This window comes from Microcoleus sp. S28C3 (genome assembly GCF_036700785.1).
Classification (GTDB): Bacteria; Cyanobacteriota; Cyanobacteriia; order Cyanobacteriales; family Microcoleaceae; genus Microcoleus; species Microcoleus asticus.
Map to the genome: position 1 here is coordinate 1 of NZ_JAUBPO010000017.1, position 21,922 is coordinate 21,922.

Consider the following 21,922-nt stretch of genomic DNA (forward strand, 5'->3'; position numbering starts at 1 on the left):
TTTTCTAATTCTTGTAAAAAACTGGTGTTATTACCATACCCTGCATCCATCAAGACTATTCCTGGTTTATAGCCTCTGGCTAAGGTTTTGTCGATTAAATTTCTGGCTATTTCTGGCTTTTTCTTAAATTCTGGGTCCTCCTTTCCCTCTGGTAATGAGTCGGCTTTTTTATATAATTCAATATCTAATGGCAGGCTCTTTTTACCATCATATAGATGACTTGTAACTATTACTACCCCATTGTCAGTTTTTCCGATTTGTCCGATGTATTGTCTGCCTACACCGTCGGTAAAATTACCACTTTTTCGGTGACCTGAATCATCTATTATCAGGCTAAATCCTCGACTAATCTTGGCGCAAGTTACACTGATTCATTACGTCTAGGCGACGTTGATTGAGCTCATTGAATGACCAAGGCGCTGTTGTTAAAAAATGATGTAATTTGTGGTAAGTTACTCGCCAAGGCATTTTCTGCCATCTGCGACAGGTTTTTTCGTTCCCGAGCTCCCAATAATCCCCCTAAATAGTTCCTAAACTCTCGTTTTTGGGCAAGATGACCAAAAATATCGTCAAATCTTTGACACCATCTATCGAAGCAGGGGGGCATCGCGGCAGGGGTTGTCTCTTTCATGGGTCATTTTTTAACGTTATATGCTTGCTATGTAAGCATTATAACATATTTTTATCGTATTTTATGTTTAAGTCCCGTTAATCAGATAAATCATGACTTCGCCGCGCGCTACTCCTCCTTTGACTTCCGCTGAACTAGCACCGCGCTTAAACTGAATCTCCTGCGGTTGCTGACTCATTAAAATCGCCGATCTGTCCGGGATTGCTGCGGTGGGAACAATGCTGGATATAGCCTTTACTGAAGCCGGAAAAATCGCAGAGGCACATAAGCCGATTATCAAAATATTTAGCGATTGTTTGAAACTTTTTGCTGGTTTATTCATGGCTTTGAAAACTCTTGGAAAATGGTTTACTGTTATGATTGTAGCCAAGTCGATCTGGATTGTCCAATTTTATATTTACATTTTTAAATTCTAGAATTTATCTAGATTGTCTACTATTTAAATAATCACTTTGGATATTTTAAATTGCTGATTTAATAAAAACTAAAATATCGAGCGCAGTTGCACGATTTTAGGGAAATAATCTTAAATTAAGATTTGAGCTTTGAGATTTAACTCGGACTGTGAGATAATTATTTACAATCGTGAGTTTTGTTTTACTGGGCCCGCCAGGGCGGTAAAACAACAGTGGCAGTCAGCATTGTTAAAAAAAATTCCCAATTCCCAATCATCACAAACAAGGCGATATGAGCGAACACCCAACTATCAGCTACCGCACCGAAAGCGACTCAATGGGAGACAAACAAATCCCATCTAATGTCTACTACGGTATCCAAACTCTAAGGGCTATTGAAAATTTCCCGATTAGCGGCATTAAGCCTTTATCAACTTACGTTGATGCTTGTGTTTTAATTAAAAAAGCAACGGCGATCGCCAATGGCGAACTCGGCTGCATTCCAGAAGAAATCAGTCAAGCCATTGTCCAAGCCGCAGATGAAATCCTAGCTGGCAAATTGCGCGATCAATTTGTAGTTGATGTCTACCAAGCGGGCGCCGGAACTTCTCACCACATGAACGTTAATGAAGTTCTTTCAAATCGCGCTTTGGAAATTATGGGCGAGGAAAAAGGCAACTACAAGCGCGTCAGTCCCAACGATCATGTAAACTACGGTCAATCGACCAATGATGTGATTCCGACGGCGATTCGGATCGGCGGATTGTTGGCATTAGAAAAAACTCTTTTTCCGGCTTTGTCGGATGCGGTAGTCGCCCTAGAAAACAAAGCCGAAGAATTCAAAGATATTGTAAAATCCGGCCGCACTCATATGCAAGATGCTGTGCCAGTTCGACTCGGCGATACCTTCGGCGCTTGGGCGCAAATTCTCAGAGAACATACCTTGAGAATTGACAGGGCATCCGATGATTTGACATCTCTGGGATTGGGGGGAAGTGCGGCAGGAACCGGCTTAAATACTCACCCTGAATACAGTCAAAAAGTTGCTGATATTCTCTCAGAATTAATCGACCACCCCTTGAAACCAGCAAGGCATTTAATGGCAGCTATGCAGAGTATGGCACCGTTTGTAAATGTCTCCGGTGCACTGCGAAATCTCGCTCAGGATTGCGTTAAAATGTCCCATGACTTGCGTTTGATGGACTCAGGGCCGAAAACGGGTTTGAAAGAAATTCAACTGCCTCCCGTGCAACCCGGTTCGTCAATTATGCCGGGAAAATACAATCCTGTGATGGCAGAAATGACATCGATGGTTTGTTTTCAAGTTATGGGTTACGATAGCGCGATCGCCCTGGCAGCCCAAGCGGGACAATTAGAATTGAACGTGATGATGCCCCTGATTGCCTACAATCTCATTCACAGCATCGAAATTTTGGGCAATACCATCAGCGCGCTGACTACACAATGCCTCGCCAAAATTGAAGCTAAGGGCGATCGGTGTCTCGCTTACGCAGAAGGTAGTCTCGCCCTCGTTACCGCCCTCAACACTCACATCGGCTATCTCAACGCTGCCGCTGTCGCTAAAGAATCTTTAGAAACCGGCAAATCTTTGCGGCAAATTGTGCTAGAAAGGGGTTTAATGAGTGCAGAAGACTTGGCAAAAGTTCTAGATTTAGAAAAAATGAGTGCGATGCCGGCATCTTCTGCTAACGCTTAGGATCTCGAAGCTATCAGCTAGAAACTAGAAGGCTGAAATTGATTGAATTCTGCCTTCTGCCTTCTGAGTTGTGCCTAACGGCTGTCACAGGTTAAAGTTAAAGAATTCAGAATTCAATCTTTTACATTTAATTCTGAAATTTTTTATAGTCTAAAGTTTGGGAGCAAGATTTATGCGCGCAGGTTCTTTTGGCAAATTAACTCAAGATAAAGAGAACACGACTCAAGTGACATTTCATTATGTGGAAGGTCACACCGAAACATTTACTATTCCGATGCCTGCACAAGAATTCCAAGACGAAGTGCTGCATTTGTTAAACCAACCTTGGTTAACTTTCCATTTAGCCGATCAAACGGTTTTTATCTGTACTGCCCGGTTGGTGAAAGTTGAAGTTAAACCTGCTATCCCTGAACTGCAAGGTCAAGGAGTATTCTCTAACTCGCTGCGAGTTAGTACCATGCAGCGGGCTGCTGCTGGTAGATTGGCGATGGATACTTAGGACTCATTTGTATTGAGATTATTCTTGGTAAGGTGCGCGCGGATCGCCCTAAGCAGGGCGATCCGTGCGTGCGTTACATTGAGATTGTTCTCCATCGATAACCAATTACAAATTAATTCATAATTATGTCTGTTGTTAGTTTAATTCGCGCCAATTCATACGATCGCCAAATTTTGCAAACATCTTTAGAAAGTTTGCTCGCACCCTTGGGCGGAATCTCGGCTTTTGTCAAATCGGGCGATCGGGTTTTACTCAAACCCAATCTCCTGACAGGTTCTCGCCCTACCAAAGAATGTGTCACCCGCCCGGAATTGGTTTACTGTGTGGCTAAAATGGTCATTGAAGCGGGAGGAAAACCATTTTTAGGTGATAGTCCAGCTTTTGGTAGCGCAATGGGTGTAGCCAAAGCCAACGGTTATTTGCCACTGTTGGAAGAACTGAATTTGCCAGTAGTTGAGTTTCAAGGAAAACGCTACGAAACTGTCAGCGAAGATTTCAATCATCTGCGAATTTGCAAAGAAGCAATGGAAGCCGATGTAGTGATTAATTTGCCAAAACTCAAATCTCACGTTCAATTAACCGTGACAATGGGCGTGAAAAATTTGTTCGGCTGCGTCCCCGGAAAAATGAAGGCTTGGTGGCACATGGAAGCTGGAAAAGATAGCGCCAGATTCGGTGAAATGCTGGTAGAAACTGCCCGAGCAATTAACCCAAATTTGACGATTTTGGATGCAATTATCGGTCACGAAGGTAACGGGCCAAGCGGCGGCGAACCTAAGTTTTTGGGAATTTTGGGCGCCTCTGATGATGTGTTTGCTTTGGACAGAACTTTAGTTGAAATTATTAATGCCGATCCGGCGGCGGTTCCGACTGTAGCTGCGGCGATGAGATTGGGACTTTGCTCGAATTTAGAGGCGATTGATTTTCCGCTTTTGCAACCGGAAACTCTCAAGGTTTTGGATTGGAAGTTACCGGAAAACATGATGCCGATTGACTTTGGTATGCCGCGGGTGATTAAGTCTACTTTCAGGCATTTTTATATCCGGTTTATCAAAGAACGGATGGCGGCTTACGCTGGCAAATAATTAGACTCGACTTATCCCCAAACTTGAAAGTCCGCGCAGGCGGACTTTCAATACCAATAAGCAATCTCAAATAAAAAGTGAAATTTTATGCGATCGCCTCACATCCATCGATCGATCTGTTAAACTAAAATCTTGCACGTCTACTGGAAAGTTATCGCCAACAAAAACCTAGTGGCTTTGCTGAGCTGTTCCCCTTCTTTAGCCTTAATGCTCTTAGCTGTCAATTCCCTTAATCCTAGCACCCCAATTTCCCAAAATAGAAGCATTGAACCCAATGGCGAAATCCCAGTCAATCGTGGAATAAATCATGACAAAAGCCAATCCTCTCTGCCAAAAATCAAGTCTGACAAAATAAGAAACATCGCCACCATAACTTTAGGGTGGGACTACACTGGCTGTCGAGAGCAAACCATCAAAATCATACAACAAGGACGGCTGACGCTTTTTTTTTTACCTAAACAGTAGTTACAAAACAAGCAACACATAAGTCATAAAAAAGACCCTATTAATTCGAGATTCCAATCATCACCAGCTTAAAGTCGAAAGTCAAAATAATTAATTATTATTCCTACTTTGGGCTTTAGGCTTTTTATTTGTGAAAACTGACCATTCACCACAGCTCTTAAAATTTCAACCATACAATACTTCTTCCACAGGCGGCGTGGCATCTGTGGGGTCGAACTGTTTGATTTTCAAAGCTTGCAGCAAAAACAGCCATATATAAAGGGGATTCAAAAAAACATAGCGCTGCCAAAGGCGCTTGGGTTCCTTAATCATCCGAAACAGCCATTCCAAACCTATCTTAGATAAAAACTCAGGAGCTTTAGCCAAATTACCCGCATGAAAATCGTAAGCAGCACCTACAGCAATCAGCGGCATTGATAAGTCGTCCCGGTATTCGTAAGCCCAGACTTCTTGTCTCGGACATCCCAAACCGACAAAAGTAATTGCTGCACCGCTGTTGCGGATTTGCTGCGCAATTTCTTGTTTTTCTTGGGCCGAAACCTGCCTAAATTTAGAAGGCTGAGTTCCAGCTATAATTAACTTGGGAAAACGTTGGCAAAGATTGTAAGATAAAGCCTCCAGCACAGAAGCTTGAGAGCCGTACAAATAGATAGATAATCCTTCTTCTGCGGCACGTTCGCAGATTTGTAACATCGCATTCGGGCCGCAAACTCGATCGGGCAATTCCGTGTGGTAGAGCCAATTTAACGCCCACCTGACCGGCTGTCCGTCTGGCAATACTAAGTCAATGTGATTGATCCGATAGCGATGAGTGCTGTCAAGAACCCCAGTCATTACACCGTGAACCGCTAGAGCAGAAACTGACATTGGTTTTCCGGCGCTGGCTGCTGCAATAATTTTGCTAACAGCCGCTTCATAATTAACTGCATTTACTAAGATGCCGAGTACATTCTTTTTGCCTTTATCAATCATGGAAGACCTCTTTAAGCCAACGCTCGCCGTTACACTCATAAATCTCCTGTAGGATTTCTTTAACTTTGTATTCCATCGTTTCCCAAAATTGCCAGCACATTCTTTTTTCCCAGATCAACCATCCGACCCTTCTTTCAGCCAACGCTCGCGGTTACATTCATAAATCTCCTGTAGGATTTGTTTAACGTTATATTTCATTTTCCAGTTAGGATAGTGACTGGAAAATTTTGAATTGTCGCTAATCCACCAAATGTGATCGCCAATGCGATTCCCTTCAGCATAAGTCCAATTAAATTTGCGTTCCGCAATTGCCTCGCACATCTGGATGGCTTCTAACATCGAACAATTGCTGTATCTGCCTCCTCCAGTATTATAAACTTGGGCACTTCTGGGAGCCTTATAAAATTCATAAAATGCCGAAATTAAATCAGCGCTATGAATGTTATCGCGGACTTGCTTGCCTTTGTAGCCAAACACGGTGTAAGGAGTTCCCGTCACGGCGCACTTCATCAAGTATGCGAGGAAGCCGTGCAATTGAGCTCCCGAGTGATTGGGTCCCGTCAGGCAGCCTCCGCGAAAACAAGCGGTGTTCATATTAAAATATCGACCGTATTCTTGAACTAAAACATCAGCAGCTACCTTAGAAGCACCAAACAAACTGTGCAGGCACTGGTCGATTGACATATCTTCCCGAATGCCGCTTTCGTAAGTGTGACCCGATTCAATTTCCCATCTGTGTTCTAATTCAATTAAAGGCAATTTGTTGGGTGTGTCGCCGTATACTTTATTAGTAGAAGTGAAAATGAAAACCGCTTTAGGACAGTACAAGCGAGTTACTTCTAGAAGATTGAGAGTGCCGTTGGCATTGACGGTAAAATCTATTTTCGGAGCACGGGAAGCCCAATCATGGCTGGGTTGGGCTGCTGTGTGAATTACTAATTCGATCGACTCGCCGTACCGCTGAAAGATATTGGTAATCGCTTCATAGTCGCGAATGTCCACATCTAAGTGATAATACTTGGTACCCAAGGACTTTTCGAGCAGTTGGCGATTCCAGTTTGTAGAACCATCAGCACCAAAAAAGAACTGGCGCATATTATTGTCGATGCCAACTATATCTAAGCCTTGTTTGGCAAAGAACTTACAAGCCTCAGAGCCAATTAAACCCGCCGAGCCAGTAATGATTGCAACGCCCACGTTTCACCGCCTGAAAAAATATAGTTTTCTTTGTTTTGCCCGCTCGAATCAATCAGAAGTTATCCTGATTTTCCGTTGAATACATCTTCGCACAATTGGGCAAAGAATTTACCTTTGATATTCCAATCATAGATTTCCCTGACGCGGGTTTGACCCGCTCGACCCAAGCGCGATCGCAATTCACTATCCTGGGCTAAACACACTATAGCTTCTGCTAGACCTAGCACAGCGCGATCGGGTTCAGTAGCAGCCACTTTAATGCCCGTTTGGGCGGTCACTTGAGTAGCTGGGCCGCCCAAATCCAAACAAATCGTCGGACGGCCAACCCCCATCATTTCCGTGCAGACAAAACCGCCAGAGTCATGCAAACTCGGATGGAGGAGAACGTGAGACTCCCCCATTTTAGAAAGAGTTTCAGTGCGAGATAAAGTTCCCCAAAAAAATACTTTATTTGCCAGTCCCAATTCTGTTGCCAAAGCTTCCAAACGCTGCCTTTCCGGGCCGTCTCCCACAATCCAGTATTCCGATTTTTCCAGCTTTGCCTCCGCAAATGCACGGAGTCCCAAGTGCACCCCTTTCCAGTGTAAGAGACGACCGACACTGATGAATCTAATTGGTTGCTCCGGCGGGATAGGAAATTGCTCTAGTTCTTGAATTTCCTGCTGCGATAAACCGACTTGGGAGAAAATCTTCACGTTTTTTGCTTTGAGAAATCGCAGTCTGGCGGCGGTTTCTTCCGTAGTTGCCAGCGCCACGGCACTGCGGCGCGCCGTCAGCCCCACAAACGGATCGCGTTCTCCTACGCTTTGAGCCAATGCTCGCAGCGTTTCGTAAATTTTGCCCCGGCTGCTAAAATCTTGCCAAAAAGGCTTTGGTGCTGCTTCTGCACCCCCCACAGGCCCCCAAATAAAAGGATGCGGCAACAGCGCCAGGAAACTTGGAGACCAATGTTTGACATAAGTTACGTGATGTACTATGTCAAAACCGATTTCGCGATCGAGCTTACGAGCGATAAAATAAGCCCAGATTTGCCACAAATAGTAGTGAAGTTGCAGCAATCCTTGTTTCCCCTTCCAATCTTCGCTCCACCCAAACGGATCGAAATAAACAAAGTGCAGGTTTGGCACTGGGTTCCGCTCTAGTTCTGCTTCAATGTACGATCGACAAAACGTGCGAGTAAATACCCAACTTTCGTGATGTTTAGCAGATTGGATAACGGTATTCCATCCTACTCCCTCTTCAGAGCCGAGATTGGGTTCGCAGGCAAAGGCAGATAAAAGAATTTTCATCAACTTTTCTCCAATACTAGCGAAGTTACATCTGCTATTAATTTTGCAGCCTTTTCTGGTGTATGTTCAGCGATCAGTTGCTGGGATTTTTGCCCCATCATCACTAACTTTTCTGGGCAATCGATCAAGTCCCGCATCGCGTTTGCAATACCTTCCGACTGATAGGGATCAAAAATATAACCATTTTCACCTTCAACGATCATTTCGCAAGCCCCAGCCCATTTTGAACACAAAACTGGCTTACCAAATGCCATGGCTTCTAGCACCACCATTCCCCAAGTATCTTCTAACGTAGGAAAAACAAACACATCAGCTTCTAGAAAATAAGATCCCAAGTATCCGTATTCTATCCACCCTGTCCAAACAATTTGTTTTTCTAAACCCCATTCTTTTGTAAGTGCCTCTAGTTCCGGTCGCTGTTCCCCATCTCCAACGATAATGACTGTGTAATTCGAGTATCCCTGGCTTTGCAAAATTGTGCAAGCTTCTAACAGATTCTTAATCCCTTTGCGAGAAATTACTTGACCCACGCACAGAAAAATTGGGCGGGGAAATGACAAGGAGACAGACTTATTATTTTCTAACTTTTGTACCAAAGCGTTAGCATCAGGAACCATGTAAGGTTTAGCACAGATATTACTTTCGGCGGCCCCAATCACTTCTACCAAATATTCTTTACCTCGGCGACTATTAGAAACAAAGGTATCAGCAAATTTTCCCATCCAGCGTCTAATCGCCGATCGCACCTTAGAATCTCGAAAGTCTACATTCGGGGAACTACTTTCATAAACTAAAACCAGCCGCCATTTCCCTATAGGCTTAAAGATTATAGCTACCAATGTCCAGATCGAAAATCCACTAGCAAAAATGACCTGGGGCTTGAATTTCAAAAGAGGAAAAATAATCCCAGGAGTAGCCTTAATATAACCACGACTGTACCCCGTTTCTATCTTTTGGGTGGTGATGAATTGAGTATCCCCCACAACTTCGACTACTTCTGTACCAGGAGCTTCCGGATCGTAGCGAGGCCAGAGGCGACCTGTATAAAAAATCGTGTTCGGAATTAGTTTTTTGAGTTCATGTAAAACCGGCGGCCAATAGGCCCCAAATTCTGCCGAAGGAACGAGCCAAGCGATGCGAAATTCATTTTTTTTAACCATCCTATTCACCTTGAGTTTTGTTTTTAGTCAATCCCAGTTTACTCAACACTGAAAACCAAACTAACCTTCGATAAGGTAGTAACCAATAAATTGGCCACAACAAACCACCATGCTGCTGAGTAAATACTTTCCATTCTCCAGGCGGTTGCAGGGTCGCATCTTTAAACGATAAACCTTTCGGCGTGCTCATTTTATCTAACCCTTCGCTCAAATTTTTTGCGGCAGTTTTTGTCACCTGTGGGTTGAGGGAACAAGTTCCTAAATGACCGGGAGCAATCCAAACTGTACATCCTTTCTGTCTCGCTCGCAAACCATAATCCCAATCGCCAATATAATGGACAAAAGCAGGATTTAGGTTGCCCACAAGTTGGACGACATTGCGAGGAAGTAGAACGCAGTTGCCATGTATTGTGCTACAAAGTAGAGCTTTTTGAGTTGGTTCTACGAGGCGGTATCGGAAAGGAAGAATGGGGTGGTCTCGCACCACGCCGCCGTAAGTAGTTTTACCCGTTTGGGGATCGCAGGTAGAACCCGAGACGATGGCTTTTGTTTCTCCTTTTTGAGCGAGTTGATTGCTGGTTGTTAATAAGGTTTTAAGGGCTTCGGGATACATAATTGTATCGTCGTTCAGCCAAAGGTAGTAGTCGGGATCGTCTTTCATGGCTTCGGTGAAAGCAAAGCGCATTCCGCCGTTCCAGAATAAATTGCCATCCCCATGAAAAATCTTGACTTGAGGGTAGGCTTGGTGAACTGCTTCGCTGGTACCGTCGGTACTGGCATCATCGACTATATAGGTGGAAATATCTACATTGGCTGGAAGTGCCTGGTTAAAAAGGGCCTCTAAGCAAGCTAATGTTTTCTGTTTGCGGTTGAAGCAAGTTAAAAGGACGGCGATATTAGTACAGTTCATTCTTCCCTGTTTTACGGTTTTTAACGATAGGTAAGGCTAAAAGTAACAGTGTTTTATTTGGCCACTCGCTCGGCGGTTGCAACCGCCGCTATAAAAACGAAATTAGGGCTTACGCAGCCGCTCGCCCCCCTTTCACAAGAGGTCTTTAAGAGTGCCCCACTTGGCGAAGGGGGTCGGGGTATCAATGTTTGAGAGTTTAAGAGCGTCAGTCCTAGAAGTCGGTCTGGGTAAACTATTTCTGTATTATAGTTGACCCGCGAACTTTTTGGTGATAAATTGGAATTTAGAACTTAAGTTAACAGGCTAAGCCTGGCAGGTTCCTAGCACATTTATAATGATAAGTTCTACTAAGCAAAAATATTTATAATCGTTGGAGTTGAACAGTTTAAATGCCACATTCGCAGATAAAAACTCCCATTGTTTTCGTTGTTTTCAATCGAGTTGATAATACTGAAAAAGTTTTCGAGGCGATTCGACAAGTTAAACCGCCTAAGCTTTTAGTAATTGCTGACGGCCCTCGTGCCAACAAACCTGGTGAAGCTGAAAAGTGCGCCGCTGTACGTGCAATTATCGATCGGGTCGATTGGGACTGTGAAGTTCTGAAAAATTATTCAGAGATTAATTTTGGTTGCAAGGATCGCATTTCTAGCGGTTTCGACTGGGTATTTAATACCGTAGAGGAAGCAATTATTCTCGAAGATGACTGTTTGCCACACCCAAGCTTCTTCCCTTTTTGTGAACAGTTATTAGAGCATTACCGAGATGACAAACGGATTATGTCAATCAGCGGTGTAAATTTCCAATTTGGGAGAAAAAGAACAGAAGACAGTTACTATTTTTCGCGTTTTAGTAACTGTTGGGGATGGGCGACTTGGCGCAGAGCATGGCAATACTATGATGTTGAGATGAAGTTATGGCCTCAACTTCGGGAAGCAGGTTTTCTCGAAAATTTATTAGCTAATCCTCAATCTGTAAAAGTTTGGGATAGTGCTTTTCAAGTTTCCTATGATGGAACTGTCAACAATTGGTTTTTTAGATGGCTTTTTACTTGTTGGGTTCAAAATGGACTTGCTATTATTCCAGAAAAAAATTTGATTTCTAATATTGGATTTGGCAGTCAAGCCACCCATACTTCACAAGAAGATAGTATATACAGTAATATGCCAACGGAAGCAATGACCTTTCCTTTAAGGCATCCCAACCACGCGATCCGAAATTTTGTAGCGGATCAATATACTCAAGATACATTTTATGATTATCAGCCCGCATTAATCAGGCGTATTAAGAAAAAAATAAATAAGTTATCCGGCAGCACAATATTTAACCTTGAATAACTAATTAGTAACCATGTCTAAACTCTCAACATTTCTCAGTTCTATATTCAAAAATCCGCTCACAGAATATCTGCGATTTTTAGTAAATTGGTGGAAAAACAAGTTTAAATATAATAATTTTTATCAAGACTATATGGCTTTGGTTACCAATTCAACTATCAGTCACAATGTTAGTGTGTCTAGTCGCGTAGCCATAGAAGATTCTGTCATAGGTTCTTACACTTATGTGCGCGAGAATACCCGAATTTTCAATGGTGTTGTCGGCAATTTTTGTTCGATTGGGCCAAACTGCATCATTCGCTTAGGCGTACATCCTGTGGGAAATTTTGTTTCAAGCCATCCGATATTTTATTCCCCCAAGATGCTAGTAGGGACAACCTTTGTAGACAAAAAATATTTTGAAGAAGAGGAAAAAACTGTCCATATTGGCAATGATGTTTGGATTGGCTCAAATGTTATTGTTGTAGATGGTGTAACTATTGGTGATGGAGCCATCATCGCAGCCGGAGCCGTTGTTACAAAAGATGTGCCACCTTATGCTATATGTGGAGGAATTCCCGCCAAACTTATTCGCTATAGGTTTGATGAACAAAACATTGATTTTCTGCTGAAGTTTAAGTGGTGGGACAAGGATGAACAATGGTTGAGAAAAAATGTCAAAGACTTTCATAACATTGACAAATTCATCCATATTTATAATACGGAAAATAGTTGAATGTTAGCGGATTCAGTATTATGTCTAATTTGCCGGAGGTTATATAACATCAGCAGTCATTTGGGATTTAAACTTAGACCACTTCAGAACCATCACAGCGGCTATGAATGCCAGTGTATCATTGGTAGTTTGATACGGCAAAAATCTATAGCGAAAAGTAGCCATTCTAGGGTCGCTTTCTTGGTATAAAATATCTTGGGCAAAGTTTCCCCACCGCTCATCTATCAAATCAATTGTCATACCAGCATGACCAGACGGTAGCAACATATTGGAGCCGTGAAGACCAATTATTAAGCGGCTCTCTGAATAAAGGTGGCAAATCTCCTTTTCAATTTTTTCATTAAAACTCTCTACCCTGTAATCTTCAATCCATTCTGGAAACTTAGTTTTTGTCCCCAGACCAGCCACTGCAAATTGTGCTTCTGGTACTTGCAACCTGATCTTCTCAAATAACTGCTGAATTTTAAAATTTTGCAATCGCAGTGACATTGCTCGTCGATCTATTTTTCTAAGCACTCGGAACAGCAAACGGTTAACTAATAAACGATCTTCGCGCCAAATAAAAGTGATTTTTATTTCTTTGTTATCAAAGTTATGTTTGGGAACTCTAGTAAAGCGCGTGATGTCAAACTGACTGGGATGAGAATGAGCTTCGCTGACATAAATTTCATCAAAGCGTTTAGTTTCTTCTTCAACAAACTCGGCGAAACTGGGATAGTAATTCTGGCCATTTTTTAAAGAAATAGGTACTGTCCAGATTTCTGCAACTTCATCGGGAACCATCCACCTTAAGAACTTAGGAACTATCACAACTAAACCGCAGTCAGAATTGCCTTCTAAGTGCCTTTGTGCATTTAGCAACTTGAGCAGGGAGTGACCATAAAGATGATCGATACAGTTTAAGATAATTACCCGATTGCAGGGTTTAAAAATTTCTTTTACAAACTCAAGTTTTTCGGGTTGAGGATTTTGGAGTGAATTGAGTAAGGGTTTGCCTAACCATTCCTTTTTGTAAGTATCTGCTGCAAAAACTTCTCCTTTTATTAAATTAACTTGGATGTAGTTTTTTACTCCATGACCTACTCTCAAATCGTCGATTATTTCGCTGTCGCATCCCTCGCACTTAGAGTCCAGAACAATGTGAATACCTTGCCACAGAACACTTTTGGGCTTAAGTTCTGTTCCGCAATAGGGGCAATTCGAGCGCTGTTGAATGCTTGGTTTAATTTCAATCACTGTATCAATCCTCTGATTCTACGAGCTGCTTCGTATAAGTTGAGAGAGCGCCAGATAAATTTTCCAAAAGGTCGCAATTCCTTAATCAAGAAATTGACTAATATAATCACGTAAAAATAAGTTATCAGAGTAGCAGCAGTTGCTCCAAAAGCTCCATACTTAGGAATCAGGAACAAGTTCAACCCTACATTTAAAATAGAACCGACCACAGTTAAGTAAAGACCGTAGCGCAAGTGACCCTCTATGGTAAAGTATGTGTTCCGGGCTACTCCAAAGTTACTGCCAAATTGCGTCCAAACATAGATTGCTAGTACCGCTGCTGACTTCGCATACTCTTCCCCGTAAAGCCGATGCACGATCAACGGAGACAATAATGAGATGGGGATTGCCACTCCCAACCATAAAAATATCATAATATCTGAATAAACTTGAAATTTATTTAGATATTCTTGATAATTGTTTTTTCTCAAATTTGCTAACTTCGGAAAAATAGAGCTTGATATGATCATCGGTAAGAAATCGCAGATTTCCGCAATTTTAACAGCGGCAGCATAATATCCCAGTTCAGCATTTTTATTCATAGCTCCGAGCATAATCTGATCGGTTTTCGAGTAGACATACACTGCCAATCCTGACACAATTATCGGCCAACTCTCCACTAGCAGTTCCTTGGACCGTCTCCAATTGAATTGCCAATCCTTAATCTTATTGCCAGTAAGCTGATAAAAATATACATAAGCCATGCCTACCATTGCCACCTCTGCCAATCGAATGCAGGCGAAAGCAAGCAGGGGGGCTTTAATTGCCACCAATCCAATTCTGACAGCAGCGACGAAAAAACATACCGAATTTTTCGCCAATACTGTATACTTTGATTCGACTTGGGACTGAAACCAAAAATTTATCGCCTCAAAAGCATTAAAAATAGTTCCGGCCGCGATGATGCCCACTAGCCAGCGAGTCAAACTGTCATTGGGCTTAAGTAGGGAAATCACGGTGACAGTTAACACCAGAGTAATCAGACCGCCAATAAATTGCAGTCCGAAGGAAGTTCCGAGGGTCTCATTTTTGCATTCAGGGTTGCGAGCGATATCGCGAATGACGATTCTGCCCAAGCCCATTGAGGCTACCGCACTAAATAGAGATACAAAGGCGAGGGCGTAGTTGAGCAAGCCATATTGCTCCGGGCCTAGATAGCGAGCCACCCACAGGCCTACGACTAAACCCAGACCCATCTGTAAGATTTGGTCAGTAAACAGCCAAGCTATGTTGCTTATTACCTGGCGCAGACCAGGCCCAAGTTTTTGACTTACCGCAGCTAGCTTGTCTAACATCAGAAGATTTTAAGTGTTTAGAAAATATAAAGGCGGTTGTGGAACGCTTGGCTATGCAGCAAAATTAGACTCGTTAGATAATATTATAGCACAGCTTGGCACATCAGCGATTTTCCCAAGGAACCTTACTTCAGTGGACATTACGAGCTACAGAACGCCTTGGAGGGTTGCTGCTACTGTTGGAAGTGTTACTAGCATTGTCTATGGCAAGTCGAACTGTCAACATTACATAACTCAGCCAAGCATTTCCGGTTGTCACGATATAAGCTTCTGTGATGTTGCTCATAATAATAGACACCAGGAAACAAATAGGCATTCCCGCTTCTTCCACGGTGCTACGACTCAAATACCGAACGGCATAAGCCAAATTAAGAAGCAGAGAGATCATCATTAAGATTAATCCGGGCCAACCGAAGGCTAACAAGATCCCGATCGCGCCATTGTGAGGATTTTTCGGTTGAAATCCATTAGGAGTATAAATAAAATAAGCAGGAGTAGCGGAACCTAACTTATCTTGTTGAAAAAATCCATTGTATCCGTAGCCAAACCAGGGGCGCTGGTTGACCGCATGAATTAACTGCGGCCAGAATTCAGTCCGCCCAGTTAGAGTCAAGTCCTTGCCTAACCCACCTACAATAATATCCTCTAGGTTGTCTAGTACAAAAACTGTCATAATTATGCTGACCACCAGGAAACATATAATAGCAGTAAATGCCCACTGAAAACTTAACTTTTTAAGAAAGCTTAGCGAGGACACTGCAATTATTAATATGATAGTAATCACTAGAGCCGAGCCCGACTTATTAGCCCTCACGAGGTAAAATGAAAATAACATCATTCCCAAAGAAATCCAGCGTTCTTTGTTAGTTTTAGCTCCTTGAGAATAATGCAAATACCAAAATGCCGTACATAAAGCTAGAACCCCCCCGAGGGAATTTTTAGATTGCGTCAGGCCGACAAAATCGCCTGCTCCCGGTGGTTTGAGTATAAAACTAGCCAAAGCCAGTGCCGTGTATCCCCACCGCCAAAAACGAGATAGATTATCCCATTTATATTGCGCGGCTAAGTAAAATCCGAAAGCAGTAAATCCTGAAAAAGCTAAGCCTGCTCTTAGCGTTTCTTCAGGAACTAGAGACCATAATGTAGACAGTGATGGCAGTAATGTATAAAGTAAAAAGAAAGGATTAACGAGCAATACTTTGGCAAACAAATCTATAAAGTTGCTACCAAAAGCTTTAATTCTAGAAAACAAAATTAATAGTACCCATGGGTAAAAAAAATAAGGCAGCAATTTTAGAATACCGCCTTCTGGGTCTTGCAAATTAACAAAATGCAAGTAGTTAAAAGGAGTTTGTGTCAGAAACGGAGAGATAAAAATATAAAGACTAGCAAAGCTTTTTTCAAAAACCACACCTATCTTTTTTGTGCTGGCTAATTGAAATAATAGCAAAGTCGCGAGCGCGAGTATAGCAATTACCATCAATGTTAATGAATAATTACCTAAAATCAGCTCTTTCAGCATATTCGGTATAGATACTGGTTGAGTCATAATTGCTTTCCTTTATTAAAAACAAGCTCAAGTTATCTAGATATAAAATATAGCCGTAATCCCGGAAATACGCTAACACAGAAATTAGCCATAAAGCAAAAATACAGCATTATTTTTTCGGCTATAGCTTAAAATAATGAGGTTTTTGCCCAGCACTAAAAAGGCTAAACTTATATAAATCATAGTGAATAAAATTAGGTGGCTTATGGTTAACACCCATTTTCCAAGACAGATTGCCCCATCGGTTGTGGGTCTGGTCTTGTTTGCTTCCACAGTCATCGCTGACCCCAGAAGCACCCTGGCACAACTGCCCATCCCGCTCAGCGCAGACCAAGCCCAGACCGTTGCACCCGTTAGGCGATCGCCCGAAAGCTACAAACTCGGCGGCGGCGATCGCATCCAAGTAGAAATACTCGAAGTACCCGAACTCAGCCGCGGCTACGAAGTCCTTTCCGACGGTTCAGTCAACCTGCCCCTAATCGGCTTGGTCTCGATCCGCGGTCGCACCTTAGTAGAAGCCACCAACCTCATCCGCAACGCATACCGCCGCGTCCTCAAAGACCCTATAGTCACAGTCAGCCTCGTCGCTGCCCGCCCCCTCAACGTCGGCGTCATCGGAGAAGTCACCAGGCCCGGAAACTTCACCATCACCCTAACTCCCGGCCCGGGAGCCTCACCGAGTGTCCAGTACCCCACCGTCACCCAAGCGATCAGACTCGCAGAAGGCGTCACGGGTGTTGCGGACATCCGCAACATCCGCGTCCGCCGTCCCCAACGAGACGGCCCCGATCAAGTGCTCAACGTCAACCTGTGGAAATTCTTGCAAGAAGGAGACATCTCTCAAGACATCATTTTGCAAGACAGAGACACAATCGTGATTCCCACAGTCGCCAACTTCAACCAAGCAGAAGCTCGTCAATTTGCGACTGCCAACTTTTCGCCACCCCCTGAAAAACCTCGATCGATCTCCATTGTTGGTCAAGTCACCCGCCCCGGGGCTTACGTCGTGATCGGCGGCAACACCACAAACGATCTCAGCCGCGAAGGTTTCCCCACCGTCATCCGGGCCATTCAGCTAGCCGGCGGCATCACCTCGGATGCCGACATCCGGCAAATCCAAGTGCGGCGCGTCACCAGAAGAGGCGAACAAATTATCCCAGTCAACCTGTGGCAGTTTCTAGAATCCGGCGACGGCGCTCAAGATACCATCCTCCAGGAGGGAGACACGATCATCGTGCCCAAAGCTGCGATCGTCAACCCCGCAGAAGCTGGCGTGCTCGCTACCACTAACTTTGCTCCCACCGGCATTAACGTTTATGTAGTAGGAGAACTCAGAACATCCCTCGATCCCTTGAGACTCCCAGCTAATGCCACGCTGAATCAAGCTTTAATTTCCAGAGGATTTTTTGGGTACGAGAATACCAGAGCTAGAAGAGATAGAGTTGAGCTAGTCCGCCTCAATACCGACGGTACAGCTACTAAACGGACGATCGAAGTCAATTTAACTCAAGGAATTAACGAAGAAACCAATCCTCAACTTCGCAACAACGACATGATTATCGTATCTCGCAGGGGTCTCGTCAATTTTGTCGATCGCCTCAACGCTGTAATCGGGCCTGTCGGGCCAGCTACGGGAGTGTTAAATTTTATAAACGTTTTCCGATTTTTATTTAGGTAAGAACGCGGCTGGTGAGGTGGATAATTCTTGGCAAGGCTAGAATAAATTAAAAAATAAGATGCCCCAGTAGCGACGCGGCCGCTTCACAAATATCAACCTCAAAAATACGCAGACTGAATATGGATAGCAGACAAGATTACCAACCATTCACACATAAATCAAACGGCAAACTGCCTGATTCCTCGGCTCAGAACTACAGAGATAACTTCGTCGAGGAGACAGAGGAAGAAAAGCTAGACTTGTCCTGGCTGTTAGGCGTGGTGCGCCGCCGCTTCCTGGTCATGGCAGCAGCCACCATTGCTTTGAGTGCCCTCGCAGGAACAGCAATTCTCGCCACTTCTAAAAGCATAACTGTTGACTATGAAGGCTCTTTTTCCCTGTTAGTAGAACCAGCAACGGCTGAAGGTTTGCAATCCAAACAATTAAACAACACCCAATCGGCTGATTTAGCAAGAATTAATATAGAAGGAATTAGCTTAGTAGACTACGAGACCCAAATTAGGATTTTGCGCAGTCCCAAAATGATGCAGCCAGTGATTAAGGAATTGCGAGTTGCTTATCCCAAGATAAACTATAGTGAACTGCTCTCAAAAATGTCGATCAGCCGCATCAGCTACACAAAAGATGGCAAACAACAAGGCACAAAAATTTTACAAGTTCGCTACAAAGATTCAGATCCTAAAAAAATTTACGGCGTATTGGATAAAATATCTAAAGCTTATCTAGAGTACAGCTTGCAACAACGGCTGACGGGCATTAATCAAGGCATTAATTTTATAGATATGGAGATGCCCAAGCTCCGACAAAGAGTGGAAGTTCTGCAACTGCAAGTCCAAAGACTGCGGCAGCAGAGCAACTTGTTTGAGCCCCAGCTAGAGGGAAAATCACTGTCTGAACAAGTTCAAAGCATTCGGGGCAAGCAAGTAGAAATCCGACTACAGCTAAAAGGGATGCGCAACCTCTACCAAAGCTATGAAAAATTACTCAACGAAAATAATCCCCAGGGGTTGCTGATGACCCAAGGACAAGCTTACGGTGGACTCTTAGGTCAAATTCAGAAAATAGACACCGAATTGTCAATGAAATTAGCTCAGTACAGAGAAGACAGTTTGCCAGTTTTAGCGCTGCGAAAAAGTCGGGAAGAGCTGATGTTAACCGCCACCAAACAAGCAAAAGAAGTGGTGATGGGAACTTTAGAAACCCAAATCAAAGAAATTGAAGCGCGCGATCGCGAAATGACTGCTTTGCAAAATGATCTAAACCAAAAAATTAGAAACTTTTCAGTGACAACCCGACAATACGACAATTTACAGCGGGAACTGCAAGTAGTTACTAAAAGTTTGTCGGACTTCTTGGCAAAACGAGAAGCCTTACGGATCGATGCGGCTCAGCAGCAAGTACCCTGGGTGCTGATCAATCCTCCGGAAATTCCCCTAGACAAGTTCGGTAGGTATATAACAGCTACCGTCAAACAAACCAAAAAACAGTTAGCGCTGGCAGTAATTTTAAGCGGTCTGCTGGGCATAGCAGTCGGCTTGCTCGTAGAGATGCTAAATACTGTTTTCCACACTCCAGAATCACTGAGAATGGCCACAAGATTGCCGATACTAGGGGTGATTCCGTTTACCAAAAAAGTCAAGCGCCGACAGCCAGCGAGACCGAGGAAACAAACATCGGCTCGATCGAACTCGAAAGTGGAAGTTGTCGAACCGCGCGAAGCTCAACGTACTCCTCCAATGCTCGGGCCAAGTATTTTGAGCGACTTGGACTATCAATTTTTAGAAGCATTTCGATCGCTCTACACGAACATTCACTTGCTCAGTGCAGGCAGGTCGATTCGATCGCTGTTAGTCGGCTCTGCCGTAGCCGGAGACGGCAAATCTACAGTAGCTTTGCACCTGGCCGCCACCGCAGCAGCAGTCGGACAGCGAGTATTGTTAGTAGATGCAGATTTGCGCTGCCCGCAACTGCACGCTAAGTTAGGACTGCCAAACGTGCGCGGGCTTAGCGATGCCATCTCCACAGACCTCAGCCTCAACGACGCGATTCAGCGAGCCCCGAATCAAGACAATTTGTTCGTACTCACCGCCGGCCAAATTCCCCCCGATCCGATCAAGCTTCTTTCTTCCAAAAAAATGCACTATTTGATGGAGCAATTTCAAGCATTTTTTGACTTAGTGATTTATGACACCCCGCCACTAGCCGGCTTGGCAGACACCCACTTGATCGCAGCTCACACAGACGGTACGATTATGGTTGTCCAAATTGGGCAAACAGACCGATCGCAAGTTCGCAAAGTTTTAGAAGAATTAAAAATTTCTGGAGCTTCCGTCTTGGGAATCGTTGCTAACGGCTGCAAAAACACCGGTCACAGCTACCGCCAGCGCCCGGTCGTTTTAGAGACGCTCTACGACCAAAAACTATCGGCTTTAGGTACGAAAAATCCTAATTAGACAAATGTTGATGCAGGCGACCGAGCGCCACCGTCCTCAACCGGAAACCCACAACCAAGCTACACCCTCATTTTTGGATAAAAGTACCATTTGAGAAAGAAAATGATAGACTAACGGACAGAGCCTCGTGTGTCAACCGAGATTGCGCGGATCTTTAATTTTGCGATAATTACTCAGACAATGATTGAGAAATCAGCAAAAGTGGGTAAACTACATCTAGCAGAGCGCAATCTCAATCAGGAAAAGACACCTTTGAAGGTAAACGTTAATGTAAACGTTTCAACCCAGAAACTTGGTAGGGATTATTCTATGAGTACAGTTATGGTTGTTGATGATAGCGTCACTCTGCGGGAGATGATCGCCGACTTGCTCAAAGGTAGAGGGCTCAACGTCACGGTAGCGAGTGATGGCGTAGAAGCTCTAGAGCAAATCAAGGCTAACCGCCCAGATTTAGTCGTTCTGGATATCGTGATGCCCCGGATGAACGGCTACGAAGTCTGTCGCCGGCTCAAAAGCGACCCTAAAACCCAAAATTTGCCGGTGGTAATGTGTTCGAGCAAAAGCGAAGAGTTCGATCGCTACTGGGGAATGAAACAAGGAGCCGACGCTTACATCGCCAAGCCATTTCACCCTCAAGAATTGGTCGGCACTATTAAGCAACTGCTGCGGGGTTGAGGTAGAGGAATAGGGACAGGAAAAAGGAAAAAAATTGTCTTGAGTGCTTCTTATTTCTGTTCCCGCAGCCTCTCTAAACTACTCGATTGACAATAGTCCAAACATCTCCGTCCGATCGCACGTAGGGAACAGAAATACTCTTAAAACCAGTAATAAAAGGCTTGTAATAAACCTGCCAGTAGCTGGGGCTAATTTGGTCGGCGATGGCTTTGAGTCCCTTCACTTCCGCCGCCAGTTCCGCCGCCAGTTCGTTAATTCGTTCCGCGTGTCCCTGAGCGAGCGCTCTTCCTTCTTCAACTTGCTGCTCCATCGGACTGATTCTTTGCAAGTTTACCGACTGCTGCTGTTTCTGATTAAGTTGAGCAGACAGAGCAGCGATCGCATCATCAATCCCCTTGACTTCTGCCGACACTTGTGCTGTTTCCCTCGCGTGACGGCGGTAAGCATCGGCGATCGCTTGGGGCGAATCCCCAGCGGGGACGATCGCGGTATTGCTAAGCTGCTGGCGTTCCCGGCGCAATTCCTCAATCTGAGAGTAAATTGCCTCTATGTCTGTCTGAAGTTTGTCCACTTAATTACCGTGGTTTTTGGATATCTTAGCATATTAACCCGAACTAATAAAGTGTTA

At 43.9% G+C, this 21,922-nt stretch carries 18 protein-coding genes and 1 pseudogene; 8 read left to right on the plus strand and 11 right to left on the minus strand.

The annotated features are described in order from the left end of the window. Positions 1-631, minus strand: a pseudogene (locus QUA13_RS07455) (IS701 family transposase); the annotation flags it as partial. Positions 632-698: 67 nt separating this feature from the next. Continuing rightward, positions 699-953, minus strand: a complete 255-nt coding sequence (locus tag QUA13_RS07460) for a hypothetical protein (protein ID WP_333197714.1) — start codon at positions 951-953, stop codon at positions 699-701. A gap of 365 nt (positions 954-1,318) precedes the next feature. Here QUA13_RS07460 and QUA13_RS07465 point away from each other — a divergent pair, with 365 nt between their 5' ends. The 3 genes from QUA13_RS07465 (at position 1,319) to QUA13_RS07475 (ending at position 4,327) form a co-directional block, all read left to right on the plus strand. Continuing rightward, positions 1,319-2,743 carry an aspartate ammonia-lyase gene (locus tag QUA13_RS07465; RefSeq protein ID WP_333197716.1) on the plus strand — a complete coding sequence of 475 codons (1,425 nt, stop codon included), beginning with the start codon at positions 1,319-1,321 and terminating at the stop codon, positions 2,741-2,743. A 172-nt stretch (positions 2,744-2,915) separates the two neighbouring features. Beyond that, positions 2,916-3,242 (plus strand): hypothetical protein, encoded by a 327-nt coding sequence (locus QUA13_RS07470; RefSeq protein WP_172190955.1) that lies wholly within the window; start codon positions 2,916-2,918, stop codon positions 3,240-3,242. Between the two features lie 125 nt (positions 3,243-3,367). Continuing rightward, positions 3,368-4,327: a DUF362 domain-containing protein gene (locus QUA13_RS07475; RefSeq protein ID WP_333197717.1), complete on the plus strand. Its 960-nt coding sequence runs from the start codon at positions 3,368-3,370 to the stop codon at positions 4,325-4,327. 630 nt (positions 4,328-4,957) lie between these two features. Here the strand turns inward: QUA13_RS07475 and QUA13_RS07480 are convergent. The 5 genes from QUA13_RS07480 to QUA13_RS07500 all read right to left on the minus strand — a co-directional run bounded on the left by QUA13_RS07480 (position 4,958) and on the right by QUA13_RS07500 (position 10,320). Beyond that, positions 4,958-5,803 carry a WecB/TagA/CpsF family glycosyltransferase gene (locus tag QUA13_RS07480; RefSeq protein WP_246276971.1) on the minus strand — a complete coding sequence of 282 codons (846 nt, stop codon included), beginning with the start codon at positions 5,801-5,803 and terminating at the stop codon, positions 4,958-4,960. 75 nt (positions 5,804-5,878) lie between these two features. Next, the gene (locus tag QUA13_RS07485; protein ID WP_333197718.1) at positions 5,879-6,961 is read right to left on the minus strand and encodes an NAD-dependent epimerase/dehydratase family protein; all 1,083 of its coding nucleotides are present in this window, start codon (positions 6,959-6,961) and stop codon (positions 5,879-5,881) included. A 59-nt stretch (positions 6,962-7,020) separates the two neighbouring features. Next, a complete protein-coding gene (locus tag QUA13_RS07490; protein ID WP_333197720.1) occupies positions 7,021-8,250 on the minus strand; it encodes a glycosyltransferase in 1,230 nt (409 codons plus the stop codon). After that, positions 8,250-9,410, minus strand: a complete 1,161-nt coding sequence (locus QUA13_RS07495) for a glycosyltransferase family 4 protein (protein ID WP_333197721.1) — start codon at positions 9,408-9,410, stop codon at positions 8,250-8,252. Before QUA13_RS07495 ends, QUA13_RS07490 begins: the two co-directional genes overlap by 1 nt. Before the next feature lies 1 nt (position 9,411). Next, positions 9,412-10,320 carry a glycosyltransferase family 2 protein gene (locus QUA13_RS07500; protein ID WP_333197723.1) on the minus strand — a complete coding sequence of 303 codons (909 nt, stop codon included), beginning with the start codon at positions 10,318-10,320 and terminating at the stop codon, positions 9,412-9,414. Between the two features lie 389 nt (positions 10,321-10,709). Here QUA13_RS07500 and QUA13_RS07505 point away from each other — a divergent pair, with 389 nt between their 5' ends. Both QUA13_RS07505 and QUA13_RS07510 read left to right on the plus strand, forming a co-directional pair. Then, complete coding sequence (locus QUA13_RS07505; RefSeq protein WP_333197724.1) at positions 10,710-11,654, plus strand: glycosyltransferase family 2 protein; 945 nt, start codon at positions 10,710-10,712, stop codon at positions 11,652-11,654. A 13-nt stretch (positions 11,655-11,667) separates the two neighbouring features. Beyond that, positions 11,668-12,369 (plus strand): CatB-related O-acetyltransferase, encoded by a 702-nt coding sequence (locus QUA13_RS07510; RefSeq protein ID WP_333197726.1) that lies wholly within the window; start codon positions 11,668-11,670, stop codon positions 12,367-12,369. Positions 12,370-12,408: 39 nt separating this feature from the next. On the opposite strand, the gene QUA13_RS07515 is transcribed toward QUA13_RS07510, so the two are convergent. The 3 genes from QUA13_RS07515 to QUA13_RS07525 all read right to left on the minus strand — a co-directional run bounded on the left by QUA13_RS07515 (position 12,409) and on the right by QUA13_RS07525 (position 16,488). Then, the gene (locus QUA13_RS07515; protein ID WP_333197727.1) at positions 12,409-13,458 is read right to left on the minus strand and encodes a hypothetical protein; all 1,050 of its coding nucleotides are present in this window, start codon (positions 13,456-13,458) and stop codon (positions 12,409-12,411) included. Between the two features lie 143 nt (positions 13,459-13,601). Further along, positions 13,602-14,939 (minus strand): flippase, encoded by a 1,338-nt coding sequence (locus QUA13_RS07520; RefSeq protein ID WP_333197728.1) that lies wholly within the window; start codon positions 14,937-14,939, stop codon positions 13,602-13,604. 130 nt (positions 14,940-15,069) lie between these two features. Further along, on the minus strand, positions 15,070-16,488 hold the full coding sequence (locus tag QUA13_RS07525; protein WP_333197729.1) for an O-antigen ligase family protein: 1,419 nt from the start codon (positions 16,486-16,488) through the stop codon (positions 15,070-15,072). Positions 16,489-16,693: 205 nt separating this feature from the next. Between QUA13_RS07525 and QUA13_RS07530 the strand changes: the two genes are divergently transcribed. The 3 genes from QUA13_RS07530 (at position 16,694) to QUA13_RS07540 (ending at position 21,294) form a co-directional block, all read left to right on the plus strand. After that, the gene (locus QUA13_RS07530) at positions 16,694-18,166 is read left to right on the plus strand and encodes a polysaccharide biosynthesis/export family protein (RefSeq protein ID WP_333197730.1); all 1,473 of its coding nucleotides are present in this window, start codon (positions 16,694-16,696) and stop codon (positions 18,164-18,166) included. Between the two features lie 119 nt (positions 18,167-18,285). Further along, on the plus strand, positions 18,286-20,619 hold the full coding sequence (locus QUA13_RS07535; RefSeq protein WP_333197731.1) for a polysaccharide biosynthesis tyrosine autokinase: 2,334 nt from the start codon (positions 18,286-18,288) through the stop codon (positions 20,617-20,619). A 309-nt stretch (positions 20,620-20,928) separates the two neighbouring features. Then, positions 20,929-21,294, plus strand: coding sequence for a response regulator transcription factor (locus QUA13_RS07540; protein ID WP_039886668.1), 366 nt, complete (start codon positions 20,929-20,931; stop codon positions 21,292-21,294). 73 nt (positions 21,295-21,367) lie between these two features. Here QUA13_RS07540 and QUA13_RS07545 read toward each other — a convergent pair whose 3' ends face one another. Then, positions 21,368-21,865 (minus strand): hypothetical protein, encoded by a 498-nt coding sequence (locus tag QUA13_RS07545; RefSeq protein WP_333190612.1) that lies wholly within the window; start codon positions 21,863-21,865, stop codon positions 21,368-21,370. Positions 21,866-21,922: the final 57 nt, after the last annotated feature.

Coding starts and splice junctions, on each gene's coding strand:
- QUA13_RS07460 (WP_333197714.1), bottom strand. CDS start 953: ATGAATAAACCAGCAAAAAGTTTCAAACAATCGCTAAATATTTTGATA.
- QUA13_RS07465 (WP_333197716.1), top strand. CDS start 1,319: ATGAGCGAACACCCAACTATCAGCTACCGCACCGAAAGCGACTCAATG.
- QUA13_RS07470 (WP_172190955.1), top strand. CDS start 2,916: ATGCGCGCAGGTTCTTTTGGCAAATTAACTCAAGATAAAGAGAACACG.
- QUA13_RS07475 (WP_333197717.1), top strand. CDS start 3,368: ATGTCTGTTGTTAGTTTAATTCGCGCCAATTCATACGATCGCCAAATT.
- QUA13_RS07480 (WP_246276971.1), bottom strand. CDS start 5,803: ATGAGTGTAACGGCGAGCGTTGGCTTAAAGAGGTCTTCCATGATTGAT.
- QUA13_RS07490 (WP_333197720.1), bottom strand. CDS start 8,250: ATGAAAATTCTTTTATCTGCCTTTGCCTGCGAACCCAATCTCGGCTCT.
- QUA13_RS07495 (WP_333197721.1), bottom strand. CDS start 9,410: ATGGTTAAAAAAAATGAATTTCGCATCGCTTGGCTCGTTCCTTCGGCA.
- QUA13_RS07500 (WP_333197723.1), bottom strand. CDS start 10,320: ATGAACTGTACTAATATCGCCGTCCTTTTAACTTGCTTCAACCGCAAA.
- QUA13_RS07505 (WP_333197724.1), top strand. CDS start 10,710: ATGCCACATTCGCAGATAAAAACTCCCATTGTTTTCGTTGTTTTCAAT.
- QUA13_RS07510 (WP_333197726.1), top strand. CDS start 11,668: ATGTCTAAACTCTCAACATTTCTCAGTTCTATATTCAAAAATCCGCTC.
- QUA13_RS07520 (WP_333197728.1), bottom strand. CDS start 14,939: ATGTTAGACAAGCTAGCTGCGGTAAGTCAAAAACTTGGGCCTGGTCTG.
- QUA13_RS07525 (WP_333197729.1), bottom strand. CDS start 16,488: ATGACTCAACCAGTATCTATACCGAATATGCTGAAAGAGCTGATTTTA.
- QUA13_RS07530 (WP_333197730.1), top strand. CDS start 16,694: ATGGTTAACACCCATTTTCCAAGACAGATTGCCCCATCGGTTGTGGGT.
- QUA13_RS07535 (WP_333197731.1), top strand. CDS start 18,286: ATGGATAGCAGACAAGATTACCAACCATTCACACATAAATCAAACGGC.
- QUA13_RS07540 (WP_039886668.1), top strand. CDS start 20,929: ATGAGTACAGTTATGGTTGTTGATGATAGCGTCACTCTGCGGGAGATG.